Genomic DNA, 19,522 nt, shown 5'->3' on the forward strand with positions numbered 1-19,522 from the left:
GGCTCGCGCTGCGTCGGTCACGGTCACACCCCGAGCTGGAGGCCGTCGGCGGCCTCCTCGACCATGCCGAGGCCCAGCCTGCTGACCCTGGCGGCGAACGGTTCGCCCGCGACCCGCAGCCCGGAGAGCTGGAGGGCACCCAGCGGGGCGCTGTTGAGCGGGGTCAGCCGGACCGTTCCGGCGGGCGCGTCGGGGCGGATGCCCACGAGGGTGGCGAGCAGGTGGACCACGGCGGCCGCGGACACCGCCGCCGGACGGCACGCCGCCGGGTGCGGCAGGGGGGAGCTGTCGGCGGTGCGCTGCTCCCCCGCGTACATCTCCGGCAGCCGGTAGCCGAAGGTCTGGGCCGCGTCGAGCAGTCCGCGCAGCAGGGAACCCGCTTCCTTCTCGTATCCGGCGGCGGCCAGTCCGGAGACCGCGACCGCCGTCTCGTGCACCCGCACCGCGCCGCTGCGGTGGCCGAACGGGTTGTGCCCGGCCTCCTTCGCGCCGAGTCCGCGCAGCCCCCAGCCCGAGTCCATGGAGGGGCTGCCGAGCAGGCGGGCCAGCTGCTCGGTCTGCACCTTGTCGAGCAGGCCCGGGGCCGTGCGGCCCGCGCCCAGCAGACCGGTGTCCAGGAGGTGCGCGGTGCCTGCCCCCAGGTGCGGAACGGGGCGGCCGTCGGGGGCCAGGGCGGCGGCGGGGCGGCCGCCCGCGCGGTCCTCGATCCAGAAGTCCTCCCGGAAGGAACGCCGCAGCGCGGTGGCCCAGTCCCGCCAGTGGGCGGCCCCGGGGCGGCCGCAGGCCTCCAGGAGGTCGGCGCCGAGCAGTGCCGCCCGGTGGGCGTGGGCCTGGGTCTCGGCCCGGCGCAGGCCCACGGGGCCGGGATCGCGGAGGTGCACGTCGTCGCCCAGCGTGGTGCGCAGCCAGTCGAGGCAGCGTTCGGCGGCGGGCAGCAGCTCCGCCAGGTCCGGTTCCGGCAGGCCCCAGCGCCGGGCCTCCGCGAGCACCGCGGGGAAGGCGAGCGTGGCCTCCAGGCCGGTGCAGCCCGGCGGCAGGTGGGGTCCCGCGTCGCGGAAGGGGCCGGGGATGCGGCCGTTGCCGCCCGCCTGGGTGTGGGCGAGGGTGCGCAGGGTGGCCGCGGCCAGCCGGGTGCCCAGCGGGAGCGCCATCCGGACCGCCCACAGGGCGTCGGCGGGGGCGAGCCCGCAGCGCCAGGGGATGCCCGCCGCCGGGTAGACGTCGGAAGGGTGGGCGGGGTCGCGCATCAGGAGGGACCTGAGGTCGTCGACGCCGGTGCGCAGCAGATCCCGAACCCGGGGGTCGTCGCCCTCCGCGCTCACCTCGGGCAGCGGGCAGCCTCCGGTCTTGCCCGCCGAGCGGACCGGCCGCTCGCTGCGCACGCGCAGCTCGACGGTGCGGGAGCCGCCCGGCGGCAGTTCCATCTCCCAGCGCAGCAGTCCGGCCGAGGCGAGGGCGTCACCGGGCGGCGGCTCGGCCGTCACCACGGAGTGCACGGGGCCCGCCGTCCAGCGCATGCCCGAGTCGTGGACGCTGGCGGGCAGTTCGGGCCCGGGGCGGCCCGCCCCGATGGCGCCCAGGTCGGCGAGGTCGGTGCCGAGGGTGATCTCCACCGGGATGCGCAACGGGCGGGGGGCGGAGCTGCGCAGGGTGATCCGCTCGCAGCCGTCGGCGGTCCGCACCCGCTCCACCATGATCCCGGGGTCGGGTCCGCCGTCGCCCTGGGTGCGGACCACGGCCACGAACCTGGCCCGGTCCGCCGCGACCGACCGCCCCTGCACGGCGACCGGTTCGCGGCCCGCGACCCGCAGCACGCAGCGGGAGAGCAGCCGGCGGCCCGACTGGTAGAAGCCGTCGAGTCCGTGCCCGGTGAGCTGCCCGTGGTCGGCGGAGAGCGCCAGCGAGGGCAGGTCGGCGCAGACGATCATCCCGTGCGCGGCGGGCAGTGCGGCGGGCGGCCCGGCGGCGGGCGCGCCGCCGGGGGCCGGAACGGTGCGCCGGGGCGCGGGGGGCGTGCCTCGGGCGGCGGAGGACGGCGGGACGGTGAGGGCCATGCGGTGCCTTCTCTGCGCTCCGGGAGGTGGCGAGGGATGTGGCGACGCGGTGAGAGCGGTGCCGCCACTCAGGTGAACGGCGCTGCGGGCGGCGGGGTCACGGCCGACCGGGCACCGGCCCGTCATCGCCCGCTCCGCGTACCGCGCCGCATGCGGTGCGCGGTCCCGCGCCGTCCCGCCCCGGTGGACCCGGTGGAACGGCCGGGCGGGCCTGCGACCTGCCGGTCTGCGGTGCGTGCGCCTCCCATGCGGGACGGCAGTCCGCCGCCCGGGACGGACGCGGGACGCGGGAGGGACGTACGGCGCGTGAGGGACGTACGACGAGCGGTGGTTGCGCGACGCGTGACGGAGGCACGATCCGTGCCGGCCGTACGCCGTGTGGTGGATGTACGACGCATACGCCTGCCGGTGCCGCTGTGGGCGCCCTGTGGGGAGCCGGGTGCCGGTCCGCCGCGGCGTCCCGCGCGTTCCCGGCGCAGGCAGGCGCGCAGTTTCTCCGGGTCGAAGCCGTCGTTGCAGGCCTGGTGGAGGAGTTGGGCGAAGGTGTAGTTCCGGTCGACCTCCAGGGCGAGGCCGAGCGCGACCCGGGCCTCTGGTTCGTCGCCGGTGGACCAGGCGACCCAGCCCGCGAGGGTGAGCGGCGGGGCCGCGTACGTGGCGTACGGGCCGACGCACCGGCGGGCGAGCAGTCGCCACAGCCTCAGCGCGTGGGCCGCTTCGGGGCCCTCCATCCACTCCGCCAGCAGGTCGCGGGTCTCGCGGTCCTGGAGTCCGTGGAGGACGGTGCCCGCTTCGGCGTCGTCGATCAGGGCGTCGTCGGCGCTGTCGGCGTCCTCCCAGGACCCCCTGGACGGCGCGGCCCGTCCCAGGCGGCGCAGCAGGGTCCTGGCCAGGGCGAGGGTCTCCTTGCCGACCTGTTCGCGGGAGGCCTGGGTGATCATGCGGGGCATCACCGCGCTGCCCGCGTCGTCGAGGGCGCCGACCGTCTTGCGGATACACGCCGGGGACTTCGTGCGGGAGGCGAACCTGGCCTTCATCTCGTGCAGCGTCCCGCGGACCTGGATTCCCGCGTAGGCGGCGGCCGCGGCCATCACCGAGGTGCCGGGCAGGGCGAGGACCGCTCCCTCGGGCGGGCAGCAGCGGCGGTCGGGGCAGCAGTACGACCAGAAGCGGCCGTCGGAGATGCAGAGTGCCTCGAGGACGGGCACGTCCAGGGCCCCGCAGGCCAGGCGCAGGCGTTGGGCGAAGGCGCGCAGCCGTTCCATGACCTGTCGGCCGGTCTGCCCCTCCCCAGGGTCCTGGCAGAGGAAGACGACGATGCCGTCGGGCCTCTCGCCGCGCCGTTCGCTGTTGGTCACCAGGCATTCGGCGAGGTGGGCGGCGACCGGCGCCCATTCCTGGGGCGACTTCGGGATGCCCACCCGCAGGCGGCCGCCGAACCGGCCGCGCGGGCCGTGCAGGGCCACCAGGACCACGGAGTCGGAGGGGTGGAAGCCGAGCAAGTAGGGCAGGGAGTCGGCGAGTTGGGCGGGACCGCGGAGCGTGACCTGCTGCTCCGCGACACCGTCCTCGGCAGGGCCCGCCCGCAGAGAGCCCTTCGCCGCATTCGTGGACAGGTCCGCGGTGGGGCCGTGGGAGAGATCGCGATTGCCGCTTGCGTCACTGTTCGTGTTCATGGCGTTACTTTCCGACGGTGGGTCCGATCTCGACAACCCCTGTGGATAACTCCCCGCCGGCAAGCTTTTCCACAGGCCCGGGCGGAGCGTTCGCGCTTTGTCGGTCCCATCGGGTTGCATGGGCCCATGACCCATCCAGACGCCACGGACTCCCCCGACGCCACCTCGCACCTCACCGCCCCCACCGACCGCGCCGACCTGAGGGCCGCCGCCGATTCCGTGCTCGCCCGCCTCGTCGGGGACCCGAGCGGCACGGCCCGGTTGCGCGAGGACCAGTGGCGGGCCATCGAGGCGCTCGTCGCGGACAAGCGCAGGGCGCTGGTGGTGCAGCGGACGGGCTGGGGCAAGTCCGCGGTGTACTTCGTGGCGACCTCGCTGCTGCGCGCGCAGGGCAGCGGGCCGACCGTGATCGTCTCGCCGCTGCTGGCCCTGATGCGCAACCAGGTCGAGGCCGCCGCCCGTGCGGGCGTCCGGGCGCGCACGATCAACTCCTCCAACCCCGAGGAGTGGGACACCGTCCAGGCCGAGATCGCCGACGGCACCGTCGACGTTCTCCTGGTGTCTCCCGAACGCCTGAACAATCCGGATTTCCGCGACCACGTCCTGCCCAAGCTGTCCGCCGCCACGGGCCTCCTGGTGGTCGACGAGGCGCACTGCATCTCCGACTGGGGCCACGACTTCCGCCCCGACTACCGGCGGCTGCGCACCATGCTGGCCGAACTGCCGCCGGGCGTCCCGGTGCTGGCCACCACCGCCACCGCCAACTCCCGGGTGACCGCCGACGTCGCCGAGCAGCTCGGTACGGGTGCGGGCACGGACGCGCTGGTGCTGCGCGGCCCGCTCGACCGGGAGAGCCTGAGTCTCGCCGTCCTCCAACTCCCGGACGCGGCGAGCCGGTTGGCCTGGCTCGCCGACCACCTGCACGAGCTTCCGGGCTCCGGGATCATCTACACGCTGACCGTCGCCGCCGCCGAGGAGGTCACCGCCTACCTGCGCCAGCGCGGGCACACGGTCGCCTCGTACACCGGACGCACGGAGAACGCCGACCGGATGCAGGCCGAGGAGGACCTGCTCGCCAACCGGGTCAAGGCGCTGGTGGCGACCTCCGCGCTGGGCATGGGCTTCGACAAGCCCGACCTCGGGTTCGTGGTGCACCTGGGCTCCCCGTCGTCCCCGATCGCCTACTACCAGCAGGTCGGCCGCGCGGGCCGCGGCGTGGAGCACGCGGAGGTGCTGCTGCTCCCGGGCAAGGAGGACGAGGCGATCTGGAAGTACTTCGCCTCGGTGTCCTTCCCTCCCGAGGAGCTGGTGCGGCGCACGCTCGACGCCCTCGCGCACTCCCCCAAACCGCTGTCCCTGCCCGCCCTGGAGCCCATGGTGGACCTGCGGCGCACCCGGCTGGAGGCGATGCTCAAGGTCCTCGACGTGGACGGTGCGGTGCACCGCACCAAGGGAGGCTGGACCTCCACCGGAGCGCCGTGGGTGTACGACGCCGAGCGCTACGCGTGGGTCGCCCGCCAGCGCCAGGCCGAGCAGCAGGCGATGCGCGAGTACGCGGCGACGACGGGCTGCCGCATGGAGTTCCTGCGCCGCCAGCTGGACGACGAGCAGGCCGCCCCGTGCGGCCGGTGCGACAACTGCGCGGGCACCCGATTCGCGGCGGAGGTCTCCGAAGCGGCCCTGGACGCGGCGCGCGGCGAGCTGGGCCGCCCCGGCGTGGAGGTGGAGCCCCGCAAGATGTGGCCGACCGGTCTCCCGGCGGTCGGCGTCGACCTGAAGGGCCGCATCCCGCAGAACGAAATCGCCTTCCCCGGGCGGGCGTTGGGCCGTCTTTCGGACATCGGCTGGGGCAACCGGCTGCGGCCGATGCTGGCCGCGCAGGCCCCGGACGGGCCGGTTCCGGACGATGTGCTCAACGCGGTGGTGACGGTCCTCGCCGACTGGGCGAAGGGTCCCGGCGGCTGGGCGTCGGGAGCCGCGGACGCGCCGCCGCGACCGGTGGGGGTGGTCACGGTCCCGTCGTACCGCAGGCCCGCTCTCGTACGGTCGCTGGGCGGCCGGATCGCCGAAGTGGGCCGGATGCCCTTCCTCGGTTCGCTGGAGTACGCCCCGGAGTCGGCCGGAGCGCCGCTGCCGCAGGCCAACAGCGCCCAGCGGGTGCGGTCGCTGCACCAGGCGCTGGTGGTTCCGCCGGAGTTGGCCCGGGCGTTGAGCGCGGCCGGGGGCCCGGTGCTGCTGGTGGACGACGCGTCGGACACCGGGTGGACGCTCGCCGTGGCGGCGCGGATGCTGCGCCGGTCCGGAGCGGAGGGGGTGTTTCCGCTGGTCCTCGCCGTTCAGGGGTGACCGAGGAGTCGGGAGCGGCCGCGCTGGGCAGGGATATCAGTGCCATATCCATAGAATCCGGTCGGCCGTCCCAATTGCTCGTTGCCGCATCCCCTCGCGCCAGGAAGAATTGGAAGCGCTCCCGCACGGCTTCGATGTGGTCCGCAAGGGCTGTGCCGTGGTGCGCCCCCACCCGCCCTTGCCCGCAGTCGTGGGCGCGTACGCGAAGGGAGGACCGTGACCTTCGGATTCGCTCCGTCCCCGAGTTCGCTCAGCCCGTCGTCCGCCGATCCGGCCGGTCGCCTGGGCCGCACACTGGAGCCGGCCGAGTGGGCCTCGGCGGGAATCCCCCTGCTGCGCAACCCCCGTGAGGTCGTGAGCGGTCTGCACGCCCGCCACCTCCCGGGCCCGTCCACCGCCGTCGTCGCCGTGCTGGACACGGAGGAACGTCTCACCGCCAGCGCCTCGTTCGCCCGCCGCTCCACCCCGGCGGACGGCTGGGAACTGCGCAACGCGCTCCTCGCCCACCTGCGCCGCGTCGTCCCGCACGACCTGCGCCGCCGCACCCCGGTCCGTACGGCCGTACTGCTCTACTGCCGTGACGGCGACGAGCGGTGGACGGAGGAGGACGGGGCCTGGATGTGGGGACTGCGGGACGCCTGCACCCTGCACGGGCTGCGCTGCGGGGCGTACATCACGCTGACCCGCGGCGGCTGGCAGGTGCTGGGCGAGGGCCGCGGCGGCCGCCGGCCCTTCGCGGGGTCCCGGCCCTCGGGCCTCGCGGAGTCGCTGGCCGAACCCGATCCCACGCCGCAGAGCACCGGCGGCGGCGCCGCGGCCGCCCTGCGCCGGGCCGCGGCCCGCTAGAGCCGGAGCCCGGAACCGTACGACGCGAAGGTCCCGCCCGTGGGCTCACGGGCGGGACCTTTCACGTTCGCAGGCGTCAGACGCCCGCGCCCAGCGCGGAGTTGACGCGCTGCGGGTCGCCGCAGACGATCAGCAGCGCGACCGCGCGCTCGCGGGCCACGGCCAGCGTGCGGCCCAGGTCGTCGCCGGACGCGTCATTGACCGCCACGACGACCACGGGCCGCCGCGCGGCCCGCTCGGCGGACTTGGCGTCCGCGTAGAAGACGTCGTCCCCGGCGTCGTGCTGCGCCCAGTAGGACGCCTCACCGAAGGACAACTCGTGGGCGGCCCAGGGGTGTTGGTCACCGGTGGTGAGCACCAGCACCTCGCCCGGCGCACGGCCGGAGTCGAGCAGCAGGTCCACCGCCTCCCCCGCGGCGTCGAGCGCGCCGTTCACGGGGGAAGGGATCAGCTGGATCTGGGTTCCGGCGGCCGCCTGCGGAGCAGTGGGCGGGGCCGGGGGTCGGGGGGTGTGCGTCCGCTGCGCCGGAGGGCCGGGACGGACGGCGGGACCGGGGCGCGGCACCGCCGCGGGACGCGGGCCGGGTACGGGGCGAGGGGTCGGCGCGGTACGGCTGGCAGCCGGGGTGGCGCGGGGACCCTGGGCGCTCTCGTGAATCTGGGGCTCCTGGGGGATGAGAGGCATGAGTGGGACATCTATCAAACGCCGGTGCGAGAAGACATCGGCGGGTAGTACATCAGTGCGACGCGCGGGGCGGACGGAGCCTGGGCGGCTGCCTGCCCGGCGGCGCAGGCAATCAGAAGTCGAAGCCGAGTTGGCCCCCGCTTTCCAGTGCTGCGGCCTCTGCCGAGGGCCGGTGCTTCTTGAGGTGCCGCCACTGCGGGAGTCCGTCGAGATAGGACCAGGAGAGGCGGTGGTGCGCGGTCGGCCCGAGTTCGGCCAGGGCCGCCTGGTGCACGGGGGACGGATAGCCCGCGTTGGCCGCGAATCCGTACGGCGCGCAGCCGCCGGCCTCCGATTCCAGCTCGGCCATCATGGCGTCCCGGCTGACCTTGGCGATCACGGAGGCCGCCGCCACCGCGATGCAGGACTGGTCGCCCTTGATCACCGTACGAACCTTCCAGGGAGCCCCGAGATAGTCGTGTTTCCCGTCGAGGATGACCGCATCCGGCCGTACCGGCAAGGCATTTAGCGCACGTTCGGCGGCGAGCCGCAGTGCCGCCGTCATGCCGAGGGCGTCGATCTCCTCGGGCGTGGCATGGCCGAGGCCGTACGCGGTGACCCAGTCCTGGAGCACCGGCAGGAGTTCGTCACGGCGCTTGGCGCTCAGGAGTTTGGAGTCGGTGAGCCCGGCGGGCGGGCGGCGCAGGCCGGTGACGGCGGCGCACACGGTGACCGGTCCGGCCCACGCTCCGCGCCCGACCTCGTCGACTCCGGCGACGGTGCGGGCACCGGTGGTGGCGCGCAGCGAGCGCTCGACGGTGTGTGTGGGTGGTTCGTACGGCATGGCGCCAGCCAGAGTACGCCGCCGGACCCGGCCCGCGACACCCCGGTCCCGGCGTGCTGCGGGCCGGGGCGGAGGGCGGGAGGGGCTGCCTCCGCCACCGCACCGACCCGCGTCTTCCCGATTCGCTCGCGCACACTTTCCGGAGAGTGTCAGCGGTACGTCCCGGGGAGTGGTCAGCAGTACGTCCCGGGAGAGGTCAGCGGTAGTCGTCGCCGTTGTCGTCCGGGGGAAGGTGGCGGCACTGCGCCGCCTGTTCGTCGAGCGGCCGCCGCTTCAGCAGGTCGAGCGCGCGCTGTTCGCCGCGGCTGGTGGCGTACCAGGGGTCGTCCTCGTCGAGCCCCTCCCTGACGGCGTCGAGCGCACAGCTGCGCAGGGGTTCGGGCAGCGTGTCCAGGGCGGGCACGGCGTCCGCCGACAGGTCCTGGAGGTATTCGACGTCGATGGTCCCGTGCTTCTCGTACCGGGCGACGTTGCGCTCCGCCACCAGGGCGTCCGGGGAAGCGAGCCCGAAGGCGAGCACGGCGGCACCGGCGCTCGCGGCCACCGCGCGGGGCAGCCAGCGCGCCCCGAAGACACCGGCGACCATGATCAGGGCGACCACCACGCCGAGCCACAGTTCCATCGCGGCCACCGAGATGCGCAGCCGGGTGAGCCCGTACTCGTCGACGTACATGTTCATCCGGCCGAGCGCCGACGCGACGACCACCAGCGTCAGCAGGCACAGCACACCGAGCACGCAGCGCACCAGCAGCTGGTCGCGCGCACCGCCGCGCGGGGCCCAGCGCTTCGCGAAGGCAATCACGACGATGGTCAGCAGGGTGGCCCAAAGGAGCTGCCAGAAGCCCTGCCGGGCGTACTCGGCGATCGGCAGGTCCGTCTCGTCGAGCACCGCTGCGTAGCCGCGCAGCAGCACCGCGAGCTGCACGCCGATGAAGGCGGCGAACAGCAGGTTGAGCACGATCAGCGGAACGGCCCATTCCAGACGCTTGCGGGCACGGCCGGGCTTGATCCTGGCCTTGTCCCACTGGTGCGGGGCCGCGGCCGTGCGGGCGGCGGCCAGCGCGCCGATCAGCCCGAGCAGGAAGAGCAGGAACCGCCACGGCCCGTCGCCGACGGAGACGTCCGGCACCAGTTTGCCGAGGAGTTCGGCGAAGGCGGCGTCGGCGCTGACGAACAGCGCCCCGAAGACCACCAGCAGGCCGACGGCGATCGCCGCAGTACGGATCACGGGCCCCCAGCGGTCTCGCGAGCCGTTCGCCCGCTCGCGCATCCCGCGCCAGCCCCAGGCCACACCCGGGACCAGCGACCCGACGATGCCCACGGAGCCGATCAGCACCCCGGCCCAGGAGCGGCTGCCGTGCAGCGCCAGCGAGCCGAGCGCGAGCGCGGACAGGACCGCCAGGAAGGTGGGCCAGCCCGCGTCGCGCAGTGCGGGGACCGCCAGGAGCGCCAGCCCGCCGAGCCCCCAGAGCAGCGTCCAGGGGCGCGGTCGCCGCCCGGCGGCCTGCGCGGCGAAGAACGCGGCGAGGGCGGCCGGAACGGAGACGATCAGGAGGTTCAGGCCGAGCCCGTCGCCGAGGAACAGGGCGCTCAGCAGCGCGGTGGCCAGCACCGCCCACAGGGACGCCGTACGTATCCGGGCCGGGGGCGCGGGACGGACGCCGGCCCGCCAGGCGGGCGGCTCCATCGCCTTCTGCCGACGCTGCTGCTGCCAGTGCTGCTGCGCCTGCCACTGCTGCCACTGCTGCTGTTGCCGCTGCTGGAGCGCGGACTGCGGCTGCATGTAGGCAGCCGTCTGCGGCGGGTGCGGGCGCATGTACGCAGGGGTGGCAGGGGGCTCCGGTACGGCGTCCTGCGGACCGGCACCGGGCGTCTCACCGGCGCGTGCGCGGGGCGCTGCGGCCTCCCCCTCCGACGGCGCGGACGGCGACGGTGACGCGGACGGCGACGGTGATCCGGACGGCGACATCGCTGCGGGCGGCGACGGTGATGCGGACGGTGACGGTATCGACGGTGGTACGTCGTCAGGCACGGGACCCCCTCCCGACCGGGTGCCTCGCACCCGCGCGGTACGCGGTGGGCGGTTCCCCCGGTGTCTCTGTGAACGCACACCGGTGATGATCAACGCGGCGGCGTGGCCGTCAGAGTAGCCCGGGGCCACCGGACTTCCCCCGCCGCCCCCGGGGATGCGGACGAAACCGTGACAGCGGCCGCCCACGCGGAAGGGGCCGCACGGACAACGTCCGGCGACCCCTTACCCGTACGAAAGCCGTACGAGACGCACGTACGAGAAGAACGCCTCAGGCCACCCGCTCCGGCAGCCACTGCGGCAGCGCCTCCGTCTGCTTCAGCCAGCGCTCCGGCGGAGCACCGGCACTGGTGCTCGCGAGCACCCCTGCGACGATGGCGCAGTTCGTGTCGACGTCGCCGCCCACCTGCGCGGTCCGCCAGAAGGCACCCTCGAAGTCGCCCAGCCCTCGCGCGGCGGCCCACAGGGCGAACGGCACGGTGTCGTGCGCACTGGTGCGCCTGCCGCAGCCGAGGACCGCCGCGACCGTGCTCGCGTCGTCGTAGTCGAGCATGTCGCGTGCCCTGCGCAGTCCCGCCCCCACGGCGCTGCGCGGGATGAGCGCGATCACTCCGTCGAGCAGTGCCGCCGGCGTCGGCGGGCCGGCCGGGTCGGCGGCGAAGGCGGCAGCGGCGGCGACCGCCATGGCGCCCATGACCGCCTCCCGGTGCTGGTGGGTGACGTACGCGGAGATCTCGGCCTGGTGGGTGGCCTGCTCCGGGTCGTCCGCGTACCAGGCGCCCAGGGGTGCGATCCGCATCGCGGCGCCGTTGCCCCAGGAGCCGCGTCCGTCGAACAGGGCGGCGGCCAGTTCCCGCCAGTCGCCGCCCTCGCGGACCAGCCGGAGCATGCGGTTGACCGCGGGCCCGTAGCCGCGGTCGAAGTCGTGGTGGTCGGCGAAGGAGCGCGCGAGGGCGTCCTGGTCGATCCGTCCGTGCCCGGCGAGGACGGCCAGCACGGAGGCGGCCATCTCGGTGTCGTCGGTCCACTGCCACGGTCCTTCGGGCAGTTCCCGGCGCTTGAGCAGGGGATAGTTGGCGGGTACGAAGAACTGGGAGCCCAGTGCGTCTCCCACGGACAGCCCGCGCAGGCTGTCGAGCGCGCGTACGAAGCGCGGGTCGGAATCGGAGTCAGCGGTCATCGCTGTGCACTCTAACCGGTGGCCCCGTAGGACTCCGGTGTGCACCAGTGCTCGAACGGCCGGTCCAGGGTGTACCGCCCGTCGTCGCCCAGCTCCAGCACCCGCATCTCGGCGTTGCCGGGGTTGGACAGCGACTCGAATTCGGCGACCGGCCAGTGGAACCAGCGCATGCAGAACAGCCGCATGGTCAGCCCGTGCGTGACGATCAGGACGTTCTCCGGGTGGTCCTCGGCCTCGAAGCTGCGGTAGAGGCTCTCCAGGAAGGCCCCCACACGGTCGTAGACGTCCGCTCCGGACTCCCCCTGGGCGAAGCGGTAGAAGAAGTGCCCGTAGGCGTCCCGGTAGGCCTTCTGGAGGCGTACGTCGTCGCGGTCCTGCCAGTTGCCCCAGTCCTGCTCGCGCAGTCTCGGCTCCTCGCGGACCCTGACCCGCTCGGGGTCGAGGTCGAAGGCACGGAAGGTCTCGTGGGTGCGCCGGTAGGGCGAGACGTAGGCGCTGATCCGCTCGTCGCCGAACAGCTCGCGCAGCCGCTCGCCCGCCTTGCGGGCCTGCTGCCAGCCGGTGTCGGTCAGTCTCAGGGCATGGTCGGGCTCGCGCTCGTAGACGGTGTCATCGGCGTTGCCCTCGGATTCGCCGTGCCGGACGAGGACGATGCGTCGCGGTCGTGCCATGCCGAAACCCTAGTTCGAAGGCGCGGGGCGGGCTCGACCGGCCTCCCCCTGGGCCCCCATCCGGCGTACGAAGGCCCCGTACCGTACGCCGTCCGACGGTCACCCAGGGGGCTCACCGTCACACCGTCCAGTACGGGTCCAGTTCCACGACGTCCCCCGTCAGCTCCGCCACGTCGGCCTCGGTCTGCGCCCGCAGCGACAGCCGCTCCACCCGGTCGGCACGGTACTTACCGTGCTCGGCGGCCGACTGCCACATCGACAGCACCAGGAACTCGTTGCCGGGGGCCTCCCCGAACACCCCCCGCAGCATGCCGGGCGAACCCGCCATCGCCGGGTTCCACACCTTCTGCTGCATCAGCGCGAAGTGCTCGACCCGGTCCTCCCGCACCGTGCAGTGCGCGATGCGCACCACGTCGGCGTCGGTGAAGCGCGGCTCGAAGCCCGTCTTCACGTCGAAGCGGTACTCGAACAGCTTGACCTGGATGTCCTTGTACGTTCCGGACTGCCCGGCGGCGAGCTTGTCGTGCGAGCGGGCCATGAAGGAGTCGTAGAAGGCGCGGCTCTCCCAGAAGGCGATGACGTGGGCCACCCCGTCCCGCCCTCTGCTCCAGCCGCCGCCCTGGCCCCGGAATCCGGGTTCGCCGAGCAGCCCCGCCCATTTCCGCTGCCCCTGTTCAAAACCTCGACGGTCCACGACAGAGCAGCGAATCCACTTGACCAGCACCGCGCCATCGTACGGCCAGGAGGGTTGCGCAGGTCACCCCGCGGCGGGGTGCACTCGGCATACGCCCGACGCATCGTCGGCCCCCAGTTCGATCCCGAACACCCCGGCGAGGAGGTCTGCCAACTCGCCCGGCGCGACGGAGCGTTCGTCGAAGCTGCCGTCGGCCCTCCCCGTCCGCAGGGTGTCGGCGACGAAGCCGTACCGGGCGTCGGAGGCGATGCGGTGGGCGACGACCTTGCCCACGAAGCTGGAGCGGGGATGGGTGGAGCTGTAGTGGTTCATCAGCTCGAAATCGACCGGGTGGAGCGTCTGCGGCGCGAAGGCGTACAGGTCGACCCACCCCTGTGCCCGCAGCGACCGCAGTACGAGGACCCCCTCGTCCTCCTCCGCGATCGCGAAGCTCCACCCGTCGCTCTGCCGCACCTGCACGCCGGTGCGCAGCGGCACCGGCTCCAGCAGCCCCTGCCACCCGAATCCGGCGTCCACCAGCCACTGTTCGCCCTCCACCGTCACCACCAGCACGGCGTGTGTCGGGCGTCTCCGCGTGTGCGGTTGCGCGCACCACGCCCGGCGACCGCGAACCCGAGCCGCTCCAGCACCGCGGCCAGCAGCGAGTTCTGCTCGTAGCAGTAGCCGCCGCGCGCCCCCGCGACCATCTTCTGCTGGAGCCGCTTGAGGTCGAGGGGCACACGGCGCCCCAGGGCGACTTCCACGTTCTCGAAGGGGATCGCCGTCACATGCGCCCGGTGCAGCGCGTGCAGCACCTCCGTCGTGGCCGCGCGCTCCCCTGCGTACCCGATCCTCGCCACGTAGGCGTCCAGGTCGATCTGTTCCCCACCCCATGTCGTCATGTCCCCCATGATCGGCGCACCCAGGCCGACTTGTCGCGCCCCGTCCACCCTGTGAGGATCGGCGCACGACTGGAAGCGGAGGGACACACGGTGAGCAGCTTCAACAAGGGCATCCGGAAGGCCGAGGTCGCCCTCAAGTGGGACCCCAACCCACTCGGCGCGCCCGCCGCCGACCTCGACATCGTCGCCGCCGTGTACGGGACGGCGAGCCTGTACGAGAGCCCCGCCTACCTGGTGCACTTCGGCAGCCGCTCCCCCGACGGCACGATCACCCTGCACCGGGACAGCAAGACGGGTCAGGGCTTCGGCGCGGACGAGCAGATGACGATCGAGCTGGAGCGCCTGTCGCAGGAGTACGGGCGGGTGGTGCTCGGGGTGGCGATCCAACAGCGCGACGGGCGCATGGAGTTCGGCGACATACAGAGCACGTCGATGCGCGTGACCGAGGGCTACACCGAGCTGCTGACCAGCGACTTCGTCACTGTTGCGCGGGCCACTGCGGCCACTGTCGCGGAGTTCGTGCGCGAGGCCGACGGGAGCTGGGACATGCACGAGACAGTGCGCGGTTTTGACGCCGAACCGGAGGAGTTCACCCGGCTGATGGGAGTGCGGCAGCGCTGACACAGGGACAGCAGGAAGGGCGGCACTCCTCGTACGAGGAGTGCCGCCCTGGTGCTACCCGTTCCGGGTGTCAGCCGTGGTTCAGCTGCAACCGCTGGTCGAGCCGCAGCCCTCGCAGATGTAGCAGGAACCGGCACGCTGCATCTTCGTACCGCAGGAGAAGCACAGCGGGGCGTCGGCGCTGATGCCCAGCTGCATCTCGACCAGTTCGGCCGAGGTGTGCGGGGCGTTCTGCTTCGGGGCCGGAGCCGGGGCCTCCACCTTGGGGGCGGCGGCGACCGGGGCCAGCGGCGCGGACTGCGACAGGCCCTCCACGTCCAGCTCGTCCTCCTCCAGCGCCGGCTCGTACGAACCGGTGTCGAGGTGGCGCTGACGCTCCTCGGCGGAGTGGATGCCGAGCGCGGAACGCGTCTCGAAGGGCAGGAAGTCCAGCGCCAGGCGGCGGAAGATGTAGTCGACGATCGACTGCGCCATCCGCACGTCCGGGTCGTCCGTCATGCCGGCCGGCTCGAAGCGCATGTTGACGAACTTCGCGACGTACGTCTCCAGCGGGACGCCGTACTGGAGGCCCACCGAGACGGCGATGGAGAAGGCGTCCATCATGCCCGCGAGGGTCGAGCCCTGCTTGGACATCTTGAGGAAGACCTCGCCGAGACCGTCGTCCGGGTAGGAGTTGGCGGTCATGTAGCCCTCGGCGCCACCCACGGTGAAGGAGGTGGTGATGCCCGGGCGGCCCTTGGGGAGGCGCTTGCGGACGGGGCGGTACTCGATGACCTTCTCGACGGCCGTACGGATGGTGTCCTCGGCCTTGGCCGTGACCGCCTCCTTCTCCTTCTCCTTGGTCTTGGCGGAGAGGGGCTGGCCGACCTTGCAGTTGTCGCGGTAGATGGCGAGCGCCTTGACGCCCATCTTCCACGCCTCGAAGTAGACCTCTTCGACGTCCTCGACGGTCGCCGTCTCGGGGAGGTTGACCGTCTTGGACAGCGCGCCGGAGATCCAGGGCTGGATGGCGGCCATCATGCGGACGTGGCCCATCGCGGAGATGGAACGCTCGCCCATGGCGCAGTCGAAGACCTCGTAGTGCTCGGTCTTCAGGCCGGGGGCGTCGATCACATTGCCGTTCTCGGCGATGTGGGCGACGATCGCCTCGATCTGCTCCTCCTGGTAGCCCAGGCGGCGCAGGGCCTGCGGGACGGTGCCGTTGACGATCTGCATCGAGCCGCCGCCGACGAGCTTCTTGAACTTGACCAGCGCGAGGTCGGGCTCAAGACCGGTGGTGTCGCAGGACATCGCGAGACCGATGGTGCCGGTGGGGGCGATGACCGAGGCCTGCGCGTTGCGGAAGCCGTTCTTCGCGCCGAGGCGGATGACGTCCTGCCAGGCCTCCGTGGCGGCGGCCCAGATCGGGTTGTCCAGGTCGTCGACGTGCACGGCGGACGCGTTGGCGTCGGCGTGCTGCTTCATGACCTGCTGGTGCGGCTGGGCGTTGCGGGCGTAGCCGTCGTACGGGCCGACGACCGCGGCCAGCTCGGCGCTGCGCTTGTACGACGTACCCGTCATCAGCGAGGTGATGGCGCCGGCGAGGGCGCGGCCGCCGTCGGAGTCGTAGGCGTGGCCGGTCGCCATGAGCAGGGCGCCCAGGTTGGCGTAGCCGATGCCCAGCTGGCGGAAGGCGCGGGTGTTCTCGCCGATCTTCTCGGTGGGGAAGTCCGCGAAGCAGATGGAGATGTCCATCGCGGTGATGACCAGCTCGACGACCTTGGCGAAGCGCTCGGACTCGAAGGACTGGTTGCCCTTGCCGTCGTCCTTGAGGAACTTCATCAGGTTCAGGGAGGCGAGGTTGCACGAGGTGTTGTCCAGGTGCATGTACTCGCTGCACGGGTTCGAGCCGTTGATGCGGCCGGACTCCGGGCAGGTGTGCCACTTGTTGATGGTGTCGTCGTACTGGATGCCGGGGTCGGCGCAGGCCCAGGCGGCCTCGGCCATCTTGCGGAAGAGGGACTTGGCCTCGACCTCTTCGATGACGTCGCCGGTCATGCGGGCACGCAGGCCGAACTTGCCGCCGGACTCGACGGCGCGCATGAACTCGTCGTTCACGCGGACCGAGTTGTTGGCGTTCTGGTACTGGACGGACGTGATGTCGTCGCCGCCCAGGTCCATGTCGAAGCCCGCGTCGCGCAGGGCGCGGATCTTCTCTTCTTCCTTCACCTTGGTCTCGATGAAGTTCTCGATGTCGGGGTGGTCGACGTCGAGGATGACCATCTTGGCCGCGCGGCGGGTGGCGCCGCCGGACTTGATGGTTCCGGCGGAGGCGTCGGCGCCGCGCATGAAGGAGACCGGACCGGAGGCGTTGCCGCCGGAGGACAGGAGCTCCTTGGAGGAGCGGATGCGGGAGAGGTTCAGGCCGGCGCCGGAGCCGCCCTTGAAGATCATGCCCTCTTCCTTGTACCAGTCGAGGATCGACTCCATGGAGTCGTCGACGGCCAGGATGAAGCAGGCGGAGACCTGCTGCGGCTGCGGGGTGCCGACGTTGAACCAGACCGGGCTGTTGAAGCTGAAGATCTGGTGCAGGAGGGCGTACGCGAGCTCGTGCTCGAAGATCTCGGCGTCCGCCGGGGAGGCGAAGTAGCCGTAGTCCTCGCCGGCCTTGCGGTACGTCTTCACGATCCGGTCGATGAGCTGCTTGAGACCGGTCTCGCGCTGCGGGGTGCCGACCGCGCCGCGGAAGTACTTGCTGGTGACGATGTTGACCGCGTTCACCGACCAGAAGTCGGGGAACTCGACGCCACGCTGCTCGAAGTTGATCGAGCCGTCGCGCCAGTTGGTCATGACGACGTCACGATGCTCCCAGACCACCTCGTCGTACGGGTGCACGCCCGGAGTGGTGTGGATGCGCTCGATACGCAGACCCTTGCTGGCCTTGGAACCCTTGTTGCGGGAACCTCGTGCCGGGCCGCTCGTCGTCTCGGTCATGCCGCCTCCCATATCGGGCTAAAACGCCCAGAAGTACCCAGTTCTTCCCAGGGCACGGTGTGTGTCGTGTCGTCCCGGCCGTCGCGCACGGCGGCCGTGACTGGTCTTGAAGTTCTTGGAGTGCCGTCTTCTCGACTGTGCGTCGAAGGGTGTCGGCAGGGGGCCGAACTAGTCGGCGGCCGCCGCGGGCACGGGAACCGACGGATTCCCGCCCGCCCCGTCCTGCTGAGCGGAAGGCTGCTGGTCACGGAGTTCCGTGATGGCCGCCTCGAAGTCCTCCAGCGAGTCGAACGCCCGGTAGACAGACGCGAAGCGCAGGTAGGCGACGACGTCGAGCTCCTGGAGCGGACCGAGGATGGCCAGACCCACGTCGTGGGTGGTCAGCTCGGCGCTGCCAGTGGCGCGCACCGCCTCTTCGACCCGCTGACCCAGCTTGGCGAGGGCGTCCTCGGTGACCGGGCGACCCTGGCACGCCTTGCGCACACCGGAGATGACCTTCGTACGGCTGAAGGGCTCGGTCACCCCGCTGCGCTTGATCACCATCAGCGAGGCCGTCTCGACCGTCGTGAAACGGCGGGAACAGTCGGGGCACTGACGGCGCCTGCGGATCGACGTCCCGTCGTCCGTGGTGCGGCTGTCGACCACTCGGCTGTCGGGGTGCCTGCAGAAGGGGCAGTGCATGGTTCCAAGGCCTCCTTCGCGGCACGTCTGAAGAGCTTCGCCAGGTCGCTTGGCGGACCCTCGAAGCAGCTCCCAGCATAGACGATCCGGAGTCCCGGAAGGACCACGGACCACAACTTGTGGGCAGCTGGAGCGATCCAACCACTAGATCTGGGGTTTCGGCGACTCTTCGCCCCTACGCGCGTGTCGCACCGCAAAGCGGCGGAAAGCCACGGGAGGGGGCGCCGGAGAGGGCAGGGGCGTCGACCGCCCACGAGGGTACGGGACGCGCGGCGCGGAACGGGATTCCGCTCCCTCGGACGGCTCAGCGGGGAGAGGTGCGACACCTCGGGACGCGATGTTCGAGCGCGCGACGTCCACGGAGGAAGGCTACCGTAATGAGCCGAATTGCCGTTCGGGCCGTCGGTCGGCGATCACCGCTGAACCCTCGTTCCATACACCCATCCGTACGAATAGGGCAGCCATTCTGCGGTTTTTCACTCGAACGTGTGTTTGGCGCAACCTTTCGAAAGCTACTACCGTTGTCCGGTCAGGGAGACCATTCGAGAGGGGCCGACCATGACCACCACCGCGGACAGCGCAACGATCGCCGCCCAGGACCGCTCCCAGGGCCGACTTGAGCCGGTGCATGCCATGAATGACGCGACCACGAACTCCGAGGGCGCCAAGCCCGCCCGCTCGCTGCCCGGCCGACCTCCGGGCATCAGGGCGGACAGCTCGGGCCTCACCGACCGGCAGCGCCGGGTGATCGAGGTGATCCGGGACTCCGTGCAGCGCCGGGGCTACCCGCCGTCCATGCGCGAGATCGGGCAGGCGGTCGGGCTCTCCAGCACGTCCTCCGTCGCCCACCAGCTGATGGCTCTCGAACGGAAGGGCTTCCTGCGCCGCGACCCGCACCGCCCCCGTGCCTACGAGGTGCGCGGCTCCGACCAGCCGAGCACCCAGCCCACCGACACGGCGGGCAAGCCCGCGGCGTCGTACGTCCCGCTGGTCGGCCGGATCGCGGCGGGCGGCCCGATCCTGGCCGAGGAGTCGGTGGAGGACGTCTTCCCGCTCCCCCGCCAGCTGGTGGGTGACGGCGAGCTCTTCGTCCTCAAGGTCGTCGGCGACTCGATGGTCGAGGCCGCGATCTGTGACGGCGACTGGGTGACGGTCCGCCGCCAGCCCGTCGCGGAGAACGGCGACATCGTGGCCGCGATGCTGGACGGCGAGGCCACCGTGAAGCGCTTCAAGCGGGAGGACAACCACATCTGGCTGCTTCCGCACAACGCCGCGTACCAGCCGATCCCCGGCGACGACGCGACCATCCTGGGCAAGGTCGTCGCGGTGCTGCGGCGTGTCTGACGCCCGCCGCGGTGATGT

14 protein-coding genes and 1 pseudogene are annotated in these 19,522 nt (G+C 72.2%); 4 read left to right on the forward strand and 11 right to left on the reverse strand.

Going from position 1 to position 19,522, the window contains the following annotated elements:
• Nucleotides 1-23: 23 nt before the first annotated feature.
• Together ACIO3O_RS10710 and ACIO3O_RS10715 are read right to left on the reverse strand one after the other, a co-directional pair.
• Entirely contained in the window at nucleotides 24-2,054 is a 2,031-nt protein-coding gene (locus ACIO3O_RS10710) for a glycogen debranching N-terminal domain-containing protein (RefSeq protein ID WP_401744343.1), read from the reverse strand.
• 122 nt (nucleotides 2,055-2,176) lie between these two features.
• The gene (locus ACIO3O_RS10715; protein ID WP_401744345.1) at nucleotides 2,177-3,730 is read right to left on the reverse strand and encodes a DUF4192 domain-containing protein; all 1,554 of its coding nucleotides are present in this window, start codon (nucleotides 3,728-3,730) and stop codon (nucleotides 2,177-2,179) included.
• Between the two features lie 126 nt (nucleotides 3,731-3,856).
• Here ACIO3O_RS10715 and ACIO3O_RS10720 point away from each other — a divergent pair, with 126 nt between their 5' ends.
• Both ACIO3O_RS10720 and ACIO3O_RS10725 read left to right on the forward strand, forming a co-directional pair.
• Nucleotides 3,857-6,076 (forward strand): RecQ family ATP-dependent DNA helicase, encoded by a 2,220-nt coding sequence (locus ACIO3O_RS10720; RefSeq protein ID WP_401744346.1) that lies wholly within the window; start codon nucleotides 3,857-3,859, stop codon nucleotides 6,074-6,076.
• Nucleotides 6,077-6,292: 216 nt separating this feature from the next.
• Entirely contained in the window at nucleotides 6,293-6,922 is a 630-nt protein-coding gene (locus ACIO3O_RS10725; protein WP_401744348.1) for a hypothetical protein, read from the forward strand.
• A gap of 76 nt (nucleotides 6,923-6,998) precedes the next feature.
• Here ACIO3O_RS10725 and ACIO3O_RS10730 read toward each other — a convergent pair whose 3' ends face one another.
• The 7 genes and pseudogenes from ACIO3O_RS10730 to ACIO3O_RS10760 all read right to left on the reverse strand — a co-directional run bounded on the left by ACIO3O_RS10730 (nucleotide 6,999) and on the right by ACIO3O_RS10760 (nucleotide 13,894).
• Nucleotides 6,999-7,607, reverse strand: a complete 609-nt coding sequence (locus ACIO3O_RS10730) for a hypothetical protein (protein ID WP_401744350.1) — start codon at nucleotides 7,605-7,607, stop codon at nucleotides 6,999-7,001.
• Nucleotides 7,608-7,719: 112 nt separating this feature from the next.
• Complete coding sequence (locus ACIO3O_RS10735; RefSeq protein ID WP_401744352.1) at nucleotides 7,720-8,430, reverse strand: ribonuclease HII; 711 nt, start codon at nucleotides 8,428-8,430, stop codon at nucleotides 7,720-7,722.
• A 196-nt stretch (nucleotides 8,431-8,626) separates the two neighbouring features.
• Nucleotides 8,627-10,399: a DUF4153 domain-containing protein gene (locus tag ACIO3O_RS10740; RefSeq protein ID WP_401744496.1), complete on the reverse strand. Its 1,773-nt coding sequence runs from the start codon at nucleotides 10,397-10,399 to the stop codon at nucleotides 8,627-8,629.
• A 331-nt stretch (nucleotides 10,400-10,730) separates the two neighbouring features.
• Entirely contained in the window at nucleotides 10,731-11,639 is a 909-nt protein-coding gene (locus ACIO3O_RS10745; RefSeq protein WP_401744353.1) for an ADP-ribosylglycohydrolase family protein, read from the reverse strand.
• Between the two features lie 11 nt (nucleotides 11,640-11,650).
• Nucleotides 11,651-12,310 (reverse strand): histidine phosphatase family protein, encoded by a 660-nt coding sequence (locus ACIO3O_RS10750; protein WP_401744355.1) that lies wholly within the window; start codon nucleotides 12,308-12,310, stop codon nucleotides 11,651-11,653.
• A 118-nt stretch (nucleotides 12,311-12,428) separates the two neighbouring features.
• Entirely contained in the window at nucleotides 12,429-13,034 is a 606-nt protein-coding gene (locus ACIO3O_RS10755; protein ID WP_401744356.1) for a YdbC family protein, read from the reverse strand.
• A gap of 33 nt (nucleotides 13,035-13,067) precedes the next feature.
• Nucleotides 13,068-13,894: pseudogene (locus tag ACIO3O_RS10760) on the reverse strand (arylamine N-acetyltransferase).
• Between the two features lie 81 nt (nucleotides 13,895-13,975).
• On the opposite strand from ACIO3O_RS10760, the gene ACIO3O_RS10765 reads away from it, so the two are divergent.
• A complete protein-coding gene (locus ACIO3O_RS10765) occupies nucleotides 13,976-14,506 on the forward strand; it encodes a TerD family protein (protein ID WP_401744358.1) in 531 nt (176 codons plus the stop codon).
• 81 nt (nucleotides 14,507-14,587) lie between these two features.
• On the opposite strand, the gene ACIO3O_RS10770 is transcribed toward ACIO3O_RS10765, so the two are convergent.
• Together ACIO3O_RS10770 and nrdR are read right to left on the reverse strand one after the other, a co-directional pair.
• Complete coding sequence (locus ACIO3O_RS10770) at nucleotides 14,588-17,479, reverse strand: vitamin B12-dependent ribonucleotide reductase (RefSeq protein ID WP_401744359.1); 2,892 nt, start codon at nucleotides 17,477-17,479, stop codon at nucleotides 14,588-14,590.
• 168 nt (nucleotides 17,480-17,647) lie between these two features.
• Nucleotides 17,648-18,160 carry a transcriptional regulator NrdR gene (gene nrdR / locus ACIO3O_RS10775; protein ID WP_401744361.1) on the reverse strand — a complete coding sequence of 171 codons (513 nt, stop codon included), beginning with the start codon at nucleotides 18,158-18,160 and terminating at the stop codon, nucleotides 17,648-17,650.
• Between the two features lie 558 nt (nucleotides 18,161-18,718).
• On the opposite strand from nrdR, the gene lexA reads away from it, so the two are divergent.
• Entirely contained in the window at nucleotides 18,719-19,504 is a 786-nt protein-coding gene (gene lexA, locus ACIO3O_RS10780; protein WP_401744363.1) for a transcriptional repressor LexA, read from the forward strand.
• Nucleotides 19,505-19,522: the final 18 nt, after the last annotated feature.

The organism is Streptomyces sp. NPDC087440 (assembly GCF_044744005.1).
In the GTDB taxonomy this organism is placed as follows: Bacteria; Actinomycetota; Actinomycetes; order Streptomycetales; family Streptomycetaceae; genus Streptomyces.